Genomic DNA, 13,746 nt, shown 5'->3' on the forward strand with positions numbered 1-13,746 from the left:
GATCGGGCCATCCAGTACGCCGCGGCTTCTCGGCTCAATCACTGCCGTCTCGGCATACTGGATCGCCCGATCAAGTGTTCAGCCCGGGGACATGACCGACGGGTGTTCGGGGACATAGCCGACACATCATAGTGCAGGGATTTGGCAGTAAAGGAGGCCAAGTCCATGCCCTGGCGAGAGGTGTCGGTGATGGATCAGCGGCGGGAGTTCGTGCGGCTTGCGATGCAGGAGGGAGCGACCGGCGGGAGCTCTGCCGGCGGTTCAATATCCATCCCGACACGGGCTACAAATGGCTTGCACGATGGCAAGCGGATCAGAATGTCGACGACCGCTCGCGCCGACCGCATGCGAGCCCGGGACAGACCGATTGCGAGCTTGAGGCACGTATTCTCGCGGTACGCGATGCCCATCCGGCATGGGGAGCTCGCAAGATAGCTCACTGCCTGGAGCGCAATGGCTTGCGTTCGCCAGCAGTCTCAACAGTTCATCAGATCTTGCGTCGGTCTGGCCGCATCAAGCCTCCGATCGGCGGCCCGACGGCAAGCCAGCGTTTCGAGATGCCGGCCCCCAATCTGTTGTGGCAGATGGACTTCAAAGGCTGGGTTCGGCTCGGCAATGATACCCAGTGCCATCCTCTGACGGTGGTGGATGACCACTCCCGCTATGATCTGTGCCTGCAGGCCTGTGCCGATCAACGCACAGATACCGTGCGCAGCCGCTTGGAGAAGACCTTTCGCCACTACGGGCTCCCGGAGGCTTTCTTCGTCGACAATGGTTCGCCCTGGGGTGATCCTTCCGGCGAGCGATGGACACGGTTCTCGGTGTGGCTGCTCAAGCTTGGCGTCGCCGTCATCCACAGCCGCCCATATCACCCGCAAAGCCGCGGCAAGAATGAACGATTCCACCGCACCCTCGCGGCTGAGGTGTTCGCACTGCGACAGTTCCGCGATCTCGCAGAGACGCAGCGTGCCTTCGACGCCTGGCGGGAAGTCTACAACTTCGAACGGCCACACGAGGCGCTCGGACAACAGGTCCCGGCCAGTCGATATCGGCCCAGCCAGCGACCAATGCCCGATCGATTGCCACAGGTCGAATACGACAGCCATGAGATCGTGCGCCGCGTCTCCACGACCAAAGCCTATGTCAGCTTCAAGGGACGTCTTTGGAAAGTGCCACAGGCCTTCCGTGGCGAGCGCCTCGCCATCCGCCCCTCGGCAAACGATGCGCAATACGGGATCTTCTTTGCCGCCCACCAAGTCGCTATCATCGACTTGGCGAGCGGAGAATGTGTCGGCTATGTCCCCGAACACCCGTCGGTCATGTCCCCGGGCTGAACATCAAGTCGGGCGATGACACCTGCTATTTTGGCAAGAGCTTTTGCCCCCTCACTCTTACGACGCCCACCCTTGATTTCCTCACCCATTCCCGCAATCTCGCGCGCATGACAAACATGCCTTTCTTCACGCGCGACGGCGATACATTCCATCCGACGGAAGTCGCCAATGGTCCATGGGATCCGACATCGCTGCACGGCCGCGTCATCGTCGGCCTGCTCGGCTTCGCGATCGAGGAACGCCATTCCGGGCCCGAATTCGTGCCGGCGCGGCTCACGGTCGACATGTTTCGGCTGCCGACGATCGACAAACCGATTCAGGTGACGACACGCCTCGTGCGTGACGGTCTGCGCATCCGCGTGGTCGAGGCGGAATTCGTCTCCGGCGGCGTCAGCATGGCGCGCGCCTCTTGCCAGCTGCTGCGCAAGACGCAGAATCCGGAGGGCAATGTCTGGTCGCCGCCGAACTGGGAGGTGCCGAAGCCATCAGACATTCCGAAACCGACCGATCCCAGGCTCGGCATGAACGGCAAATGGACCACGCGCCCCATCGTCGGCCACATGGGCTCGCTCGGGCCGCGCCGGCTGTGGATGAGCGAGGTGCGCGAGCTCGTCGCCGGCGCCCCGATGACGCCGTTCGTCCATGTCGCCGTTGGTGCCGATTTCGCCAGCCCGTTTGCCAACGCCGGCGACAAGGGACTCGGCTACATCAACAGCGACGTCACGATCTATCTGCACCGCCTGCCGGTGACGAAGTGGATCGGCTTCGAGGTGGTGAACCACCACGCCACCGACGGCGTCGCGATCGGCGAATGCTGGCTCTATGACGAACAGGGCCCGATCGGCACCGCGACGGTCGCAGCGCTGGCCCAGCGCAAGCCGATGGCAAAAGCGCCGCCGCCGTAGCCACGCTGCCATTCCGGGGCATCGCGCAGCGATGACCCCGGAATCCCGCTCAACAATCTCTGGATTCTCTGATGCGCAATTACGCACCGTAGTTCGCGCTCCGCGCGCCCCGGAATGACGGCTAGAGCGCGATGAGATTTGGATAATCGTCATCGCGCTTTAGCTTGTTGTTTACGCATGATCTTTCCGGAAAACCGCTTCGCACTTTTCCGGATCATGCTTTAGACGAGATGCCGCCGCATCTCGGGGCGCGCCTTCAGCTCGGCGCCCTGCTTGGCCGCGATCTTCGCGATTCTTTCGGGTGCGAACTTCAAATCGACGAACGCCGGCGCGGTATTGGCGACCTCGTGATAGCTCGCGATCTTGCCGTCACGCAGCGTCATGACGGCAACGCCCTCGAACATCGCCCGCGCACCGTTCGCTTCCGGCAGGGTTGATTTGTAGCTGAAGGTGTAGCGCGCATAGAGCGTGGTGCCGTCGGTGACGGGCTCGTGCATGTCCCAGCGGAAATCGGTCGCCGTACGATAGAACCAGTCATTGATCATCGCGGCGATCTTCGCGCGGCCGGCGAAGGCGCCGTAGAACACGTCGTGATAGACCCCGTCTTCGGTGAACAGCTCGGCGAAGGCACGGCCGTTGCGCTGCTCGACGGCATCGCAGAAAGCGCGCAGCATGGCGGTGGTGGTCATTGGCGCATCTCCCAATTTCTCCGTCATGCCCCGGCTTGCCGCCTTCGCTAAAGCTTCGGCGGCCGAGCACCCTTATGGCCCCGGCGGAGCCTTGGCGGAGCCGGGACCGGGTATCCAGTACGCCGCGGCTTCTCGGTTCAAGCACAGCCGTGGCTGGAATACTGGATCGCCCTGTCAAGTCGAGCGATGACACCGAATGTTGGGCAGCAGTTTCACCCGATCTCGGCCACCGCGGCAAGAATGCGCGCGATGTCTTGCGGACGCGACAGGCGGTGATCGCCGTCCTGGATCATGGTCAGGACGACGTCGTCGGCCGGCAGGCGATGGGTCAGCGCAAACGCGTGCTGCCAGGGCACGTCGGGATCCTGCGCGCCTTGCAGGATGCGGACGGGGCAGCCGAGATCGATGGCGCTGCCGAGCACGAGGTGATTGCGGCCCTCCTCGATCAGGTTCCGCGTGATCGGATAGGGTGAGCCGTCGCCGTATTCCGAGGGCCGAAGCCAGACGCCTTTGGTCTCGATCTCTTTCTTCACCGCGGGCGAGAAATTCTTCCACATGAGCTCCTCGGTGAAGTCGGGCGCCGGCGCGATCAGGACGAGACCGGCCAGCGACGCTTTGCCAGGACGCTTCTTGATCTCGCGCGCGAGCAGCAGCGCCATCCAGCCGCCCATGGACGAGCCGATCAGGACCTGCGGGCCGTCGCAAAACCGCTCGAACACCGCGACGCTTTCCTCCAGCCAGCGTCCGATGGTTCCGTCGGCGAAATCGCCGCCGGACTCGCCGTGGCCGGAATAGTCGAACCGGACCATTGCGCGGCCGTGATCCCGGGCCCAGGCGTCCAGCGCCAAGGCCTTGCTGCCCTGCATGTCCGATTTGAATCCGCCGAGCCAGACCAATCCGGGTCCCTGTCCACGCCGACTGCGCACCGCGATCCTGCGTGCGGACAGGCCCTCGCCCACATCGATGAAGTCGAGCATGGCATCAGGAATTATGTCGGACATGGAACGTTTACTCTGGCTGTGCGGTTTGAGCTGTTTGGACGCGTCCCGCAGCTCAATTCGGTGGCGGCATTGCCCTTTGGGACGCTTGCGGAACAGATGCAAGGTGTCTATGTCGTCAGCGCGCCCAGGCGTGACCAAAATGCCTCGCATTTGAGGGTTTTTCGCGTTTCGCACGAGCGACTTGCTTGCCGGCAAACGCATCTTGCTTCAAAATAGCCGCTTCCTTCACAACTTTGGAGAACCACCCATTCGCCGTCCTAATAAAGCTCCGCCCGCTGCCAGCAAAGACGGGCCACGCATCAATGATGATATCCGCAATGCGCAGATCCAGCTGATCGACCAAACCGGTGACAACAAAGGAGTGGTCGAGACCGTCGTCGCCATCCGGATGGCTCAGGAAGTCGGCATGGATCTGGTCGAGATTTCGCCGAATACCAGCCCTCCCGTCTGCAAGATCATGGACTACGGGAAGTACAAGTATTCCGCGCAGAAGAAAGCCGCGGAAGCTCGTAAGCGGCAGAAGACGGTCGAGATCAAGGAGATCAAGCTCCGCCCGATGATCGACGACCACGATTACGACGTGAAGATGCGCGCCATGCAGCGGTTCTTCGAAGAGGGCGACAAGGTCAAGATCACGCTGCGCTATCGTGGCCGCGAAATGGCGCACCAGGAGATCGGCACCAAGCTTTTGGACAAGATCAAGACCGACGTCGCCGAGCTCGCCAAGGTCGAACAGGACGCGCGGTTCGAAGGTCGCCAGGTCGTCATGGTGCTGGCGCCGCGCTGACGCGAAGCGCTTTGGGGACTGAGAATTCAGCGGCCCGTCCGGATCTCCGGCGGGCCGTTTGTGTGTCAGATCCTCCTCGCATGCCAGGTGCCGCTGCACCGGTCGCCGGAGATGACGCCCTTCCATGAACCGGCGCCGTTCAGGCCCGCGAGCCGGCCGCCGCCGCTGGCATGGGAGGCGCCGACCGAAACCTGGACGGCGACGGCCCCGGAGTGGTTGACCCGGCCCGAGACCCGGCCGCCGCCGGCGGACGAGACGCGGCTGCCTGTCACGACGAAGGGAACGCTGTAGCCCGAGCTGCAATTGCCGCGGGTGGTGGCGAAGGTGACGTTCCAGATGCCGTCATAGCCGCGGGCGCGGGCGTCGGCGGTCTGTGGCAGCGCAGCCGTGGCGAGCACGGCGAACGGCGCCAGATGGCGGGGCCGGGCGAAATTCGCCAGCGAAGAGAGAAATTGCGGGAAAGGGGCCATTTTGGTCCTGCTTCAGGCACAAGGCTTGGAGATGAGGGGTGGCAACCTCCAATAGTCGGCGGGCAGGTTTCGGCGGTTCATCGTTGCCAATTGGCTTGTCCTCTGTCATAAGCCCAGCCTTCATCGCCCGGCTGATTAAGGGCTGCCGTGGCGGTGTTTCGTGCGGGTTTCGCGCTTGTTCGTAAAACCTGAGCACAATCAACGCTCTAACGAGCATTTTTGACGGCCAGCCGCCTTCGCGGGCGAATCTCTATGGCCATTAGGAGAGCCAAATGCCCAAGCTGAAGACCAAATCGGGCGCTAAAAAGCGCTTCAAGGTGACTGCCACCGGCAAAGTGATGCACGCCCAGCGCGGCAAGCGTCACGGCATGATCAAGCGGACGAAGAAGCAGATCCGTCAGCTCCGCGGCACCCGCGTGCTGTTCAAGACCGACGGCGACAACGTCAAGAAATACTTCTTGCCGAACGCCTGATCGCGTCCACGATCACTGCCAGCCTCGCCGCGCATCCCGCGGCAATCCGATAACCAAAGTCATCTCTGAAGGATTTCGTCATGTCTCGCGTCAAACGCGGTGTGACCGCCCACGCCAAGCACAAGAAGGTCTACAAGGCCGCCAAGGGTTTCTACGGCCGCCGCAAGAACACCATCCGCGCCGCCAAGCCGGCCGTGGAGAAGGCCCAGCAATACGCCTTCCGCGACCGCAAGCGTCGCAAGCGCACTTTCCGCGCGCTCTGGATCCAGCGCCTCAACGCTGCCGTCCGTCCGTTCGGCCTGACCTACAGCCGATTTATCGACGGCCTCGCCAAGTCGGGCATCACCGTGGACCGCAAGGTGCTGTCGGATCTCGCGATCCGCGAGCCCGCCGCGTTCCAGGCGATCGCCGAGAAGGCCAAGGCCGCGCTGGCGGCGTAAGCCGTCTTGCACTGTGCTCGCAGCGTTCAGCTTGTGATGGCCCGGTCAGGGGCGCGCCTCGCGCTTTACTGCCCCGGCCGTCACCTGTCGCGCCAATACACTTCTCCGACGTGGATGTCCGGCACAATGCCGGGCGTGACGGGCTAGGATCATCGGCTCAGCATCCTGGCCAAAAGGGATTGCCATGACCGATCTTGCCCAGCTCAAAGCCCAGATCATCGCCGATATCGCCGCCGCCTCCGACGAGGCTGCGTTGGAAGCCGTGCGTGTTGCAGCCCTCGGCAAGAAGGGCTCGATCTCGGCGCTCCTCGCCACCCTCGGCAAGATGTCGCCGGACGAACGCAAGACGCAAGGCGCCGCGATCAATCAGGCCAAGGACGAAGTCGGCCAGGCGCTCGCCGCGCGACGCGACGTGCTGAAGTCGGCAGCGCTCGAAGCCCGGCTCGCCTCCGAGACCGTCGATGTCACCCTGCCGCTGCGCGATGCCGCAGCGGAAACCGGCCGCATCCATCCGCTGAGCCAGGTCTGGGACGAGCTGACCACCATCTTCGCCGACATGGGCTTCTCGGTGGCCGAAGGCCCTGACATCGAGACCGATGACTACAACTTCACAAAACTGAATTTCCCGGAAGGCCATCCGGCGCGCGAGATGCACGACACGTTCTTCTTCCATCCGAAGGAGGACGGCTCGCGCATGCTGCTCAGAACCCACACCTCGCCGGTGCAGGTGCGCACCATGCTGAGCCAAAAGCCGCCGATCCGGGTGATCTGCCCGGGCCGCACCTATCGCATCGATTCGGACGCGACCCACACGCCGCAATTCCACCAGGTCGAAGGCCTCGTCATCGACAAGACCTCGCATCTCGGCCACCTCAAATGGATCCTGCACGAGTTCTGCAAGGCGTTCTTCGAGGTCGATCACATCAACATGCGCTTCCGCCCCTCGTTCTTCCCGTTCACCGAGCCGTCGCTGGAGGTCGACATCCAGTGCCGCCGCGACAAGGGCGAGATCCGCTTCGGCGAGGGGGAGGACTGGCTCGAGATCCTCGGCTGCGGCATGGTGCATCCGAACGTGTTGCGCGCCTGCGGCATCGATCCCGACGAGTACCAGGGTTTTGCCTGGGGCATGGGCATCGACCGCATCGCCATGCTGAAATACGGCATCGCCGACCTGCGCCAGCTGTTCGACAGCGACGTCCGCTGGCTATCCCATTACGGCTTCAAGCCGCTCGAAGTGCCAACGCTTGCCGGAGGGCTGAGCTCGTGAAATTCACCCTCTCCTGGCTGAAGGACCATCTCGACACCGACGAGCCGCTCGAAAAGCTCGCCGACAAGCTCACCATGATCGGGCTAGAGGTCGAGAACATCGAGGACAAGGCGAAGGCGCTCAAGCCCTTCACCATTGCGAGGGTGATCTCGGCCGAGCAGCATCCGAATGCCGATCGGCTGCGGGTCTGCATGGTCGACACCGGTGACGGTGGCGCGCCGGTGCAAGTCGTGTGCGGCGCGCCGAATGCGCGGGCCGGGCTCATCAGCGTGTTCTCGCCGCCCGGCACCTACATTCCCGGCAAGGACATCACGCTGGGCGTCGGCACCATTCGCGGCGTCGAGAGCCGCGGCATGCTGTGCTCGGCGGCTGAACTCCAGATCTCGAATGACCATGACGGCATCATGGAACTGCCGGCGGATGCACCGATCGGCGCGGCTTATGCCGAATGGGCCGGCCTCGGCGATCCCGTGGTCGAGATCAACCTGACGCCGAACCGGCAGGACTGCACCGGCGTGCACGGCATCGCGCGCGATCTTGCCGCCGCCGACATGGGCAAGTTCAAGGACCCGACGATCAAGCCGATCAAGGGCGAATTCCCGTGCCCGGTGAAGGTCACTGTCGAGGACGCAACGCTGTGTCCGGGCTTCGCACTGCGCCTCGTGCGCGGCGTCAAGAACGGGCCTTCGCCGGAATGGCTGCAGAAGCGGCTGACCGCGATCGGGCTGCGCCCGATCAACGCGCTGGTCGACATCACCAACTTCATGACCTTCGACCGCGCGCGGCCGCTGCACGTGTTCGACGCCAAGAAGGTGAAGGGCAATCTCGTCGTGCGCCGCGCACGCGAGGGCGAGAGCCTGCTCGCGCTCGACGGCCGCACCTACAATCTCGATCCCGCCATCTGCGTGATCGCGGACGAGCGCGGCGTCGAATCGCTCGCCGGCATCATGGGCGGCGAAGCCTCGGGCTGCGACGAGACCACGACCGACGTGCTGATCGAATCGGCGCTGTGGAACGAGATCAACATTGCCCAGACCGGCCGCAAGCTCGGCATCAATTCGGATGCACGCTACCGCTTCGAGCGCGGCGTCGATCCGGCCTTCATGGTGCCGGGGCTGGAGCTCGCGACCAGGCTGGTGATGGAGATGTGCGGCGGCACGCCGTCCGAGACTGTCGCGGTCGGCAAATCCTTCGCCGACGACCGCGTGATCGACTTCCCGGTCACGGAAGTGAAGCGCCTGTCCGGCATCGAAGTGCCTCAGGTCGAGATGAAGCGTATCCTGACCCATCTCGGCTTCATGATGGCGGGCCCCGGCCCGGTGGTGAAGGTGGCAGTCCCCTCTTGGCGCTCCGACGTGCACGGCAAGGCCGATATCGTCGAGGAGATCGTGCGCATCTTCGGCGTCGACAAGGTGCCGATGACGCCGTTCGAGCGCGGCGAGGACGCGCGCAAATCCGTGCTGACGCCGCTCCAGCTGCGCACCCGCCGCGCGCGGCGCGCGCTGGCGAGCCGCGGCATGGTCGAGGCCGTGACCTGGTCGTTCATCGCCAAGCCTGCGGCAAAATTGTTCGGCGGCGGTCAGCGCGAGCTCGAAGTGGCCAATCCGATCGCCTCTGATCTCTCCGACATGCGTCCGACCTTGCTCGCGGGCCTGATCGCGGCCGCGCAGACCAATGCCGATCGCGGCTTCGGCGATGTCGCACTGTTCGAGGTCGGTCAGGTGTTCAAGGGTGATCGCCCGCAGGACCAGTTCATGGCGGCGAGCGGCGTGCGCCGCGGCCTTGCTTCGTCCGAAGGTCTCGGACGGCACTGGACCGGCTCCGCCCAGGCTGACGTGTTCGACGCCAAGGCCGATGCGCTGGCGGTGCTGGCTGCGGCCGGCGCGCCGATGCAGGCGCTGCAGATCGTCGCCGGCGGTCCCGGCTGGCTGCATCCGGGCCGCTCCGGCACGATCCAGATCGGACCGCAGAACGTGCTCGGCAGTTTCGGCGAGGTGCATCCCCGTGCGCTCGAGGCGCTCGGCGCCGACGGTCCGTTGATGGTGTTCGAGGTGATCCTCGACCGCATCCCGGAGGCGAAGAAGAAGCCGACCCGCGCCAAGCCGCTGATCGAGCTTTCGGCGTTCCAGCCTGTTACGCGCGACTTCGCCTTCATCGTTGAGCGCACGGTGAAGGCCGGCGACATCGTGCGTACGGCGCAGGGCGTCGACAAGAAGCTGATCACTGGCGTCAACGTCTTCGACGTCTACGAGGGCAAGGGCATCGAAGACGGCAAGAAGTCTATCGCCATCGCGGTGACGATCCAGCCGCGTGAGAAGACCCTGACCGACCAGGAGATCGAGGCCGTCGGTGCCAAGATCGTGGCCGAGGTCACGAAGAAGACCGGTGGCACCTTGCGGGGATGAGTCTCGCCGGCTTTCTCCCGCAGGACGTCAGCCTCACCATTGCGATGGCGCTCTGCGCCGTCGCTTTCGTTTCGGGCACCGCCCGCGGCTTTTCCGGCTTCGGCTCGGCGCTGATTTTCATGCCGCTGGCGAGCAGCATCGCGGCGCCGCGGCTCGTTGCCGCCTTGCTGCTCGTCATCGATTTCGTCGCGGCAGCGCCGCTGCTGCCTGACGCATGGCGCAAGGCGGACCGCAAGGCTACCGCCGTGATCGTGCTGGGTGCCCTGATCGGCGTGCCCGCCGGCACATACTTTCTCAGCGTGCTCGAGCCCGTCACCACGCGCTGGATCATCTCCTGCTTCGTCGCAGCGCTGTTGCTTCTGCTGCTGTCGGGCTGGCGCTATCGCGGCAAGGACCACACCTGGCTCTCGGTCGGCATCGGCAGCCTCTCCGGCTTCTGCAGCGGCCTCGCGCAGACCGGCGGCCCGCCGATCGTCGGCTACTGGCTCGGCCGTCCGATCGCCCCGATCGTCGCGCGCGCCAACATCGTACTGTTCTTCGGCGCGTCCGATTTCTTCTCGATAATCAGCTATGCGACAACGGGTTTGATCAGTCGCGAATCGCTGGTGCTCTCGCTGATCGTCGGCCCCGTCTACGCGCTCGGGGTCGCGTTCGGCGCTTCGCTGTTCGGGCGCGCGAGCGAAAAGGTGTTTCGCGGCATTTGTTACGGGCTGATCGCGCTGGCGGTGATTGCGGGGCTGCCAGCGCTGGACGGGGTGTTGCGCTGAAATCTCAACCGCGCTTGTCCGGGACGACGGCGCAGTTTGTTGCGGCTTGGTTGCCCCTACTGCCGCGGCACGCGCCGCTTCTTCGTCGACTGCGTCGGCACGTCGGCCGGCTCGTCCCTGAGCGCGCCGATCTTGCGCAAGGCTGCATCCGCAGCACGCTCGCCACTTTCCCAGGCACCGTCGACAGTGCCCCACAGCGTCTCGTGCGTGGCTTCGCCGGCGAGGAACATGTTGCCGATCGGCTCGGCCAAGGTTTTCCGCGAGAGCTGACCGCCCGGCGAAGCCGCCGACATCGCGCCCAGCACGAAGGGCGAGGCATTCCAGCGCGTGGCGCTGGTCTTCTGCACGGCGGCCGCGGCCTCGCTGCCGAACAGCTTTGTGATCCACTCCTTGGCGAAAGCGACCATGGCCTTCTCGCCCTGCTCGGTGAGATCGCGGCCGAAGGAGCCGCCGACATCGATCGAGCACAGCGAGGAGCCGCCGATATTCGCGTACATCAGCGCCGTGCGCATCGAATCGCTCTGCTCGATCAGGATGTCGTCGCGCGACAGGCCGAGCGGATTGCCCGGCAATTGCAGCACGATCCGATCGTAGCTTCCGAGGCTGAGCTTGGATGCCGCGTCCAACGTCCGCTTGGGGATATCGGGTGCGAACTTGATCGCTCCCGATGTCAGCACATTGGTCGAGACCGTGACGATGGCGGCGCGCGCGGCGATCTTGCCGGCTTGCGTCTCCACGCTGACGTCGCGGTTGCTCCAGGCGATGCGGCTCGCCGGCGTCGACAGCGCCACCGGCGCCTGCTCGGCAAGTTTGGTGATCAGCGTGCCGAGGCCCTGACGGCAGGCGATCGCCGCGTTGCGGTCCTGCGCGCGCCCCTTGTCGATCGCGGACAGCTCCTTCAGGTCCTTGCCGGCGAAGCTCGCGCCCAGCATGAACTCGGCCGCGCCGGCCCAATCGCCGAGATCTTTGGGCAGCACGGACGCGCAGGATGTATCCAGCTTGCCGCGCGCGGCCTCGTCGATGGCGCGGTTGGCGCGCACCAGCGCCGCCAGGAACTGCTCCGTCTCGCCCGCGCGCGCATTGCGGCGGCCGATGCGCATCTTCTGGCCCGATGGCGCCGGCAGCACGTCGAGCCCGACACTGCGCGCCAGCCGGATCATCGGGTTCGTGTCGGGATTGTGCATCCAGCGCGCGCCGCGGTCGAACGGCGTGTCGAACGTCGTACTATCCGTGATGCAGCGGCCGCCGACTTGCGATGCCGCTTCCACCACGACGACCTTGCGGCCCACCGCGATGATGCGCCGCGCCGCGGCAATTCCCGCAGCTCCCGCACCGATCACGACGATGTCGACCTCACGTGGCAGGGGTGCGGCGGTTGCGCGCAGCACCGGCATCGCCGCAAAAGCCGCCGACGCCGAAAGGAAACCGCGGCGCGTGATTGTCATGTCATGGTTTCCGGGGACTTGCGGCGAACGGGAACAGCCCGCGAACCTTGCCGTATCTGATGTTGCGCAGCAACCATCATGGTGAATCAATCATGCTTGATCTCGCAGAGTGATGAACCGAATTGCAACACGTTTCGACCATGATAGAGAAGGGAAAAAGACGGCCGGGGAAGGTCGTGGGGGGAGTTCGACATGGGGACGGTCCTGGATTCAGTCGGCAAGCTGATTGCCGCGTACCTCTCAAAGGAGGTGCCGGGCTATGAGCCGTTCACGCCGAGCGACCCGGAGCATCTGCGCGGCGTCATCGAGCCCGGCGACGTGCTGCTGGTCGAAGGCAACAACCGAATCTCCGGCATCATCAAATATCTGACGCAGTCGACCTGGTCGCATGCCGCGCTCTATGTCGGCCCGATCGAGGGGACGGAGGAGCCCAAGGGCGAGCCGCATGTGCTGATCGAAGCCAATATCGGCGAAGGCGTCACCTCCGCGCCGCTGTCGAAATATTTCCCCTATCACACCCGCATCTGCCGCCCGGTCGGGCTGTCCCATGAGGACCGCACCACGGTCTGCCGCTATGCGATCAACCGCATCGGCTTCGGCTACGATACCAAGAACATCATTGATCTCATGCGTTACCTGTTCCCGCTGCCGATACCGCAGCGTTGGCGTCGGCGCATGATCGCGATCGGCTCGGGCGATCCGACCAAGATCATCTGCTCGGCGCTGATCGCGCAGGCCTTCGACGCCGTGCGCTATCCGATCCTGCCGAAGATCACCAAAGCAGGCAGCCGCGCCGCCCGTCGCGAGATCCTGCACATCCGCGATTCCTCGCTCTACATGCCCCGCGACTTCGACATCTCGCCCTATTTCGAAGTCGTCAAACCCACCATCGTGCACGGGTTCGACTACACCGCCCTGCACTGGGCCGACAAGCAGAAGCCGCTCGAGGAGGTGGCGGGCACTTTCAGTGTGTTTCCAGAAACGCTCCGTGCGCCGCCGCTCGTTCCTGAGGCGATTGACGAAGAGGCGTCGGCTGAGATTTCGGCTGAAGAAGTGAACGCATAGCCCGCGGAGATCACCGCCGCGTTCTCCGAGCGTTTCGTGCTGCTGTGCGAGCTCGCGATCTACCGCGCGCGCGAGCGGGGGATCGCGGCGTAGCCCCACCGTCGTCCCGGCGCAGGCCGGGACCCATACCGCGTGATCCATCGAGTACGGGCGATAGCGGTATCGAACAGCCAGTCTTCGCCAAAACCCTCCCTGGGGTTATGGGTCCCGGCCTGCGCCGGGACGACCGCTGGGGTGTAGCGCGATGATCTCGCCTCTTCACCGTCATTGCGAGCGCAGCGAAGCAAATCCAGACTGTTACCGCGGCGGTAGTCTGGATTGCTTCGTCGCAAGAGCTCCTCGCAATGACGGTGGAGAGAGCGCGCGCTATCGCTCCGCCCGTCCGATCACCGCCATCAGCTCCGCGATCTTCTCGCGCTGATCGGCCTTGTCGCCGCTCGCGATGGCGTGCTCGACGCAATGGGCGACATGGTCTTTCAGGATCTCTTCCTCGACCCGGCGCAGCGCGGCACGCACCGCCGAGATCTGCGTGACGATGTCGATGCAGTAGCGGTCTTCCTCTACCATTTTCGAGAGGCCACGAACCTGGCCCTCGATCCGGCCGAGACGTTTTCCGACAGATGTCTTGATGTCCTTGCGCATGGGCTCTATATACCCCTACCGGGTATAGGTTACAAGCCCAGGAACGAGCCCGCGTA

At 64.4% G+C, this 13,746-nt stretch carries 13 protein-coding genes and 2 pseudogenes; 9 read left to right on the forward strand and 6 right to left on the reverse strand.

Annotated features, from left to right (window positions below; all coding sequences use genetic code 11):
- Nucleotides 1-165 precede the first annotated feature (165 nt).
- Together BRAD3257_RS00600 and BRAD3257_RS00605 are read left to right on the forward strand one after the other, a co-directional pair.
- Nucleotides 166-1,334, forward strand: a pseudogene (locus BRAD3257_RS00600) (IS481 family transposase).
- A 107-nt stretch (nt 1,335-1,441) separates the two neighbouring features.
- Nucleotides 1,442-2,239: an acyl-CoA thioesterase domain-containing protein gene (locus tag BRAD3257_RS00605; RefSeq protein WP_122400200.1), complete on the forward strand. Its 798-nt coding sequence runs from the start codon at nt 1,442-1,444 to the stop codon at nt 2,237-2,239.
- Between the two features lie 221 nt (nt 2,240-2,460).
- Here BRAD3257_RS00605 and BRAD3257_RS00610 read toward each other — a convergent pair whose 3' ends face one another.
- The 3 genes from BRAD3257_RS00610 to BRAD3257_RS39970 form a co-directional block, all read right to left on the reverse strand.
- Nucleotides 2,461-2,928, reverse strand: coding sequence for a nuclear transport factor 2 family protein (locus BRAD3257_RS00610; protein WP_162500046.1), 468 nt, complete (start codon nt 2,926-2,928; stop codon nt 2,461-2,463).
- A 212-nt stretch (nt 2,929-3,140) separates the two neighbouring features.
- A complete protein-coding gene (locus tag BRAD3257_RS00615) occupies nt 3,141-3,929 on the reverse strand; it encodes an alpha/beta hydrolase (protein WP_122400201.1) in 789 nt (262 codons plus the stop codon).
- A gap of 115 nt (nt 3,930-4,044) precedes the next feature.
- Nucleotides 4,045-4,272, reverse strand: coding sequence for a hypothetical protein (locus BRAD3257_RS39970; RefSeq protein WP_162500028.1), 228 nt, complete (start codon nt 4,270-4,272; stop codon nt 4,045-4,047).
- Here BRAD3257_RS39970 and infC point away from each other — a divergent pair.
- A complete protein-coding gene (gene infC, locus BRAD3257_RS00620) occupies nt 4,177-4,716 on the forward strand; it encodes a translation initiation factor IF-3 (RefSeq protein WP_122406304.1) in 540 nt (179 codons plus the stop codon). The genes BRAD3257_RS39970 and infC overlap by 96 nt on opposite strands.
- Nucleotides 4,717-4,781: 65 nt before the next feature.
- Here the strand turns inward: infC and BRAD3257_RS00625 are convergent, their stop codons facing one another.
- Nucleotides 4,782-5,186 (reverse strand): hypothetical protein, encoded by a 405-nt coding sequence (locus tag BRAD3257_RS00625; protein ID WP_122400202.1) that lies wholly within the window; start codon nt 5,184-5,186, stop codon nt 4,782-4,784.
- Between the two features lie 272 nt (nt 5,187-5,458).
- Here BRAD3257_RS00625 and rpmI point away from each other — a divergent pair, with 272 nt between their 5' ends.
- From rpmI to BRAD3257_RS00650, 5 genes are all read left to right on the forward strand, one after another.
- Nucleotides 5,459-5,659 carry a 50S ribosomal protein L35 gene (rpmI, locus tag BRAD3257_RS00630; RefSeq protein ID WP_008539890.1) on the forward strand — a complete coding sequence of 67 codons (201 nt, stop codon included), beginning with the start codon at nt 5,459-5,461 and terminating at the stop codon, nt 5,657-5,659.
- Nucleotides 5,660-5,739: 80 nt separating this feature from the next.
- Nucleotides 5,740-6,099, forward strand: a complete 360-nt coding sequence (gene rplT, locus BRAD3257_RS00635) for a 50S ribosomal protein L20 (protein ID WP_027550107.1) — start codon at nt 5,740-5,742, stop codon at nt 6,097-6,099.
- Between the two features lie 184 nt (nt 6,100-6,283).
- Nucleotides 6,284-7,366 (forward strand): phenylalanine--tRNA ligase subunit alpha, encoded by a 1,083-nt coding sequence (gene pheS, locus BRAD3257_RS00640; protein ID WP_122400203.1) that lies wholly within the window; start codon nt 6,284-6,286, stop codon nt 7,364-7,366.
- Nucleotides 7,363-9,771: a phenylalanine--tRNA ligase subunit beta gene (gene pheT / locus BRAD3257_RS00645; protein ID WP_122400204.1), complete on the forward strand. Its 2,409-nt coding sequence runs from the start codon at nt 7,363-7,365 to the stop codon at nt 9,769-9,771. The genes pheS and pheT overlap by 4 nt, the downstream gene beginning before the upstream one ends.
- Nucleotides 9,768-10,538, forward strand: a complete 771-nt coding sequence (locus tag BRAD3257_RS00650) for a sulfite exporter TauE/SafE family protein (protein WP_122400205.1) — start codon at nt 9,768-9,770, stop codon at nt 10,536-10,538. Before pheT ends, BRAD3257_RS00650 begins: the two co-directional genes overlap by 4 nt.
- Nucleotides 10,539-10,594: 56 nt before the next feature.
- On the opposite strand, the gene BRAD3257_RS00655 is transcribed toward BRAD3257_RS00650, so the two are convergent.
- Complete coding sequence (locus tag BRAD3257_RS00655) at nt 10,595-11,983, reverse strand: flavin monoamine oxidase family protein (protein ID WP_122400206.1); 1,389 nt, start codon at nt 11,981-11,983, stop codon at nt 10,595-10,597.
- Nucleotides 11,984-12,175: 192 nt separating this feature from the next.
- On the opposite strand from BRAD3257_RS00655, the pseudogene BRAD3257_RS00660 reads away from it, so the two are divergent.
- Nucleotides 12,176-13,141: pseudogene (locus BRAD3257_RS00660) on the forward strand (YiiX/YebB-like N1pC/P60 family cysteine hydrolase).
- Between the two features lie 273 nt (nt 13,142-13,414).
- Here BRAD3257_RS00660 and BRAD3257_RS00665 read toward each other — a convergent pair.
- A complete protein-coding gene (locus BRAD3257_RS00665) occupies nt 13,415-13,690 on the reverse strand; it encodes a metal-sensitive transcriptional regulator (protein WP_122400208.1) in 276 nt (91 codons plus the stop codon).
- Nucleotides 13,691-13,746 lie beyond the last annotated feature (56 nt).

Origin of the sequence: Bradyrhizobium vignae (genome assembly GCF_900324035.1) — a bacterium.
GTDB classification, from domain to species: domain Bacteria; phylum Pseudomonadota; class Alphaproteobacteria; order Rhizobiales; family Xanthobacteraceae; genus Bradyrhizobium; species Bradyrhizobium vignae.

Coding starts and splice junctions, on each gene's coding strand:
- BRAD3257_RS00625 (WP_122400202.1), bottom strand. CDS start 5,186: ATGGCCCCTTTCCCGCAATTTCTCTCTTCGCTGGCGAATTTCGCCCGG.
- BRAD3257_RS00655 (WP_122400206.1), bottom strand. CDS start 11,983: ATGACAATCACGCGCCGCGGTTTCCTTTCGGCGTCGGCGGCTTTTGCG.
- BRAD3257_RS00615 (WP_122400201.1), bottom strand. CDS start 3,929: ATGTCCGACATAATTCCTGATGCCATGCTCGACTTCATCGATGTGGGC.
- BRAD3257_RS00650 (WP_122400205.1), top strand. CDS start 9,768: ATGAGTCTCGCCGGCTTTCTCCCGCAGGACGTCAGCCTCACCATTGCG.
- rpmI (WP_008539890.1), top strand. CDS start 5,459: ATGCCCAAGCTGAAGACCAAATCGGGCGCTAAAAAGCGCTTCAAGGTG.
- rplT (WP_027550107.1), top strand. CDS start 5,740: ATGTCTCGCGTCAAACGCGGTGTGACCGCCCACGCCAAGCACAAGAAG.
- BRAD3257_RS00665 (WP_122400208.1), bottom strand. CDS start 13,690: ATGCGCAAGGACATCAAGACATCTGTCGGAAAACGTCTCGGCCGGATC.
- BRAD3257_RS00610 (WP_162500046.1), bottom strand. CDS start 2,928: ATGACCACCACCGCCATGCTGCGCGCTTTCTGCGATGCCGTCGAGCAG.
- BRAD3257_RS00605 (WP_122400200.1), top strand. CDS start 1,442: ATGACAAACATGCCTTTCTTCACGCGCGACGGCGATACATTCCATCCG.
- pheS (WP_122400203.1), top strand. CDS start 6,284: ATGACCGATCTTGCCCAGCTCAAAGCCCAGATCATCGCCGATATCGCC.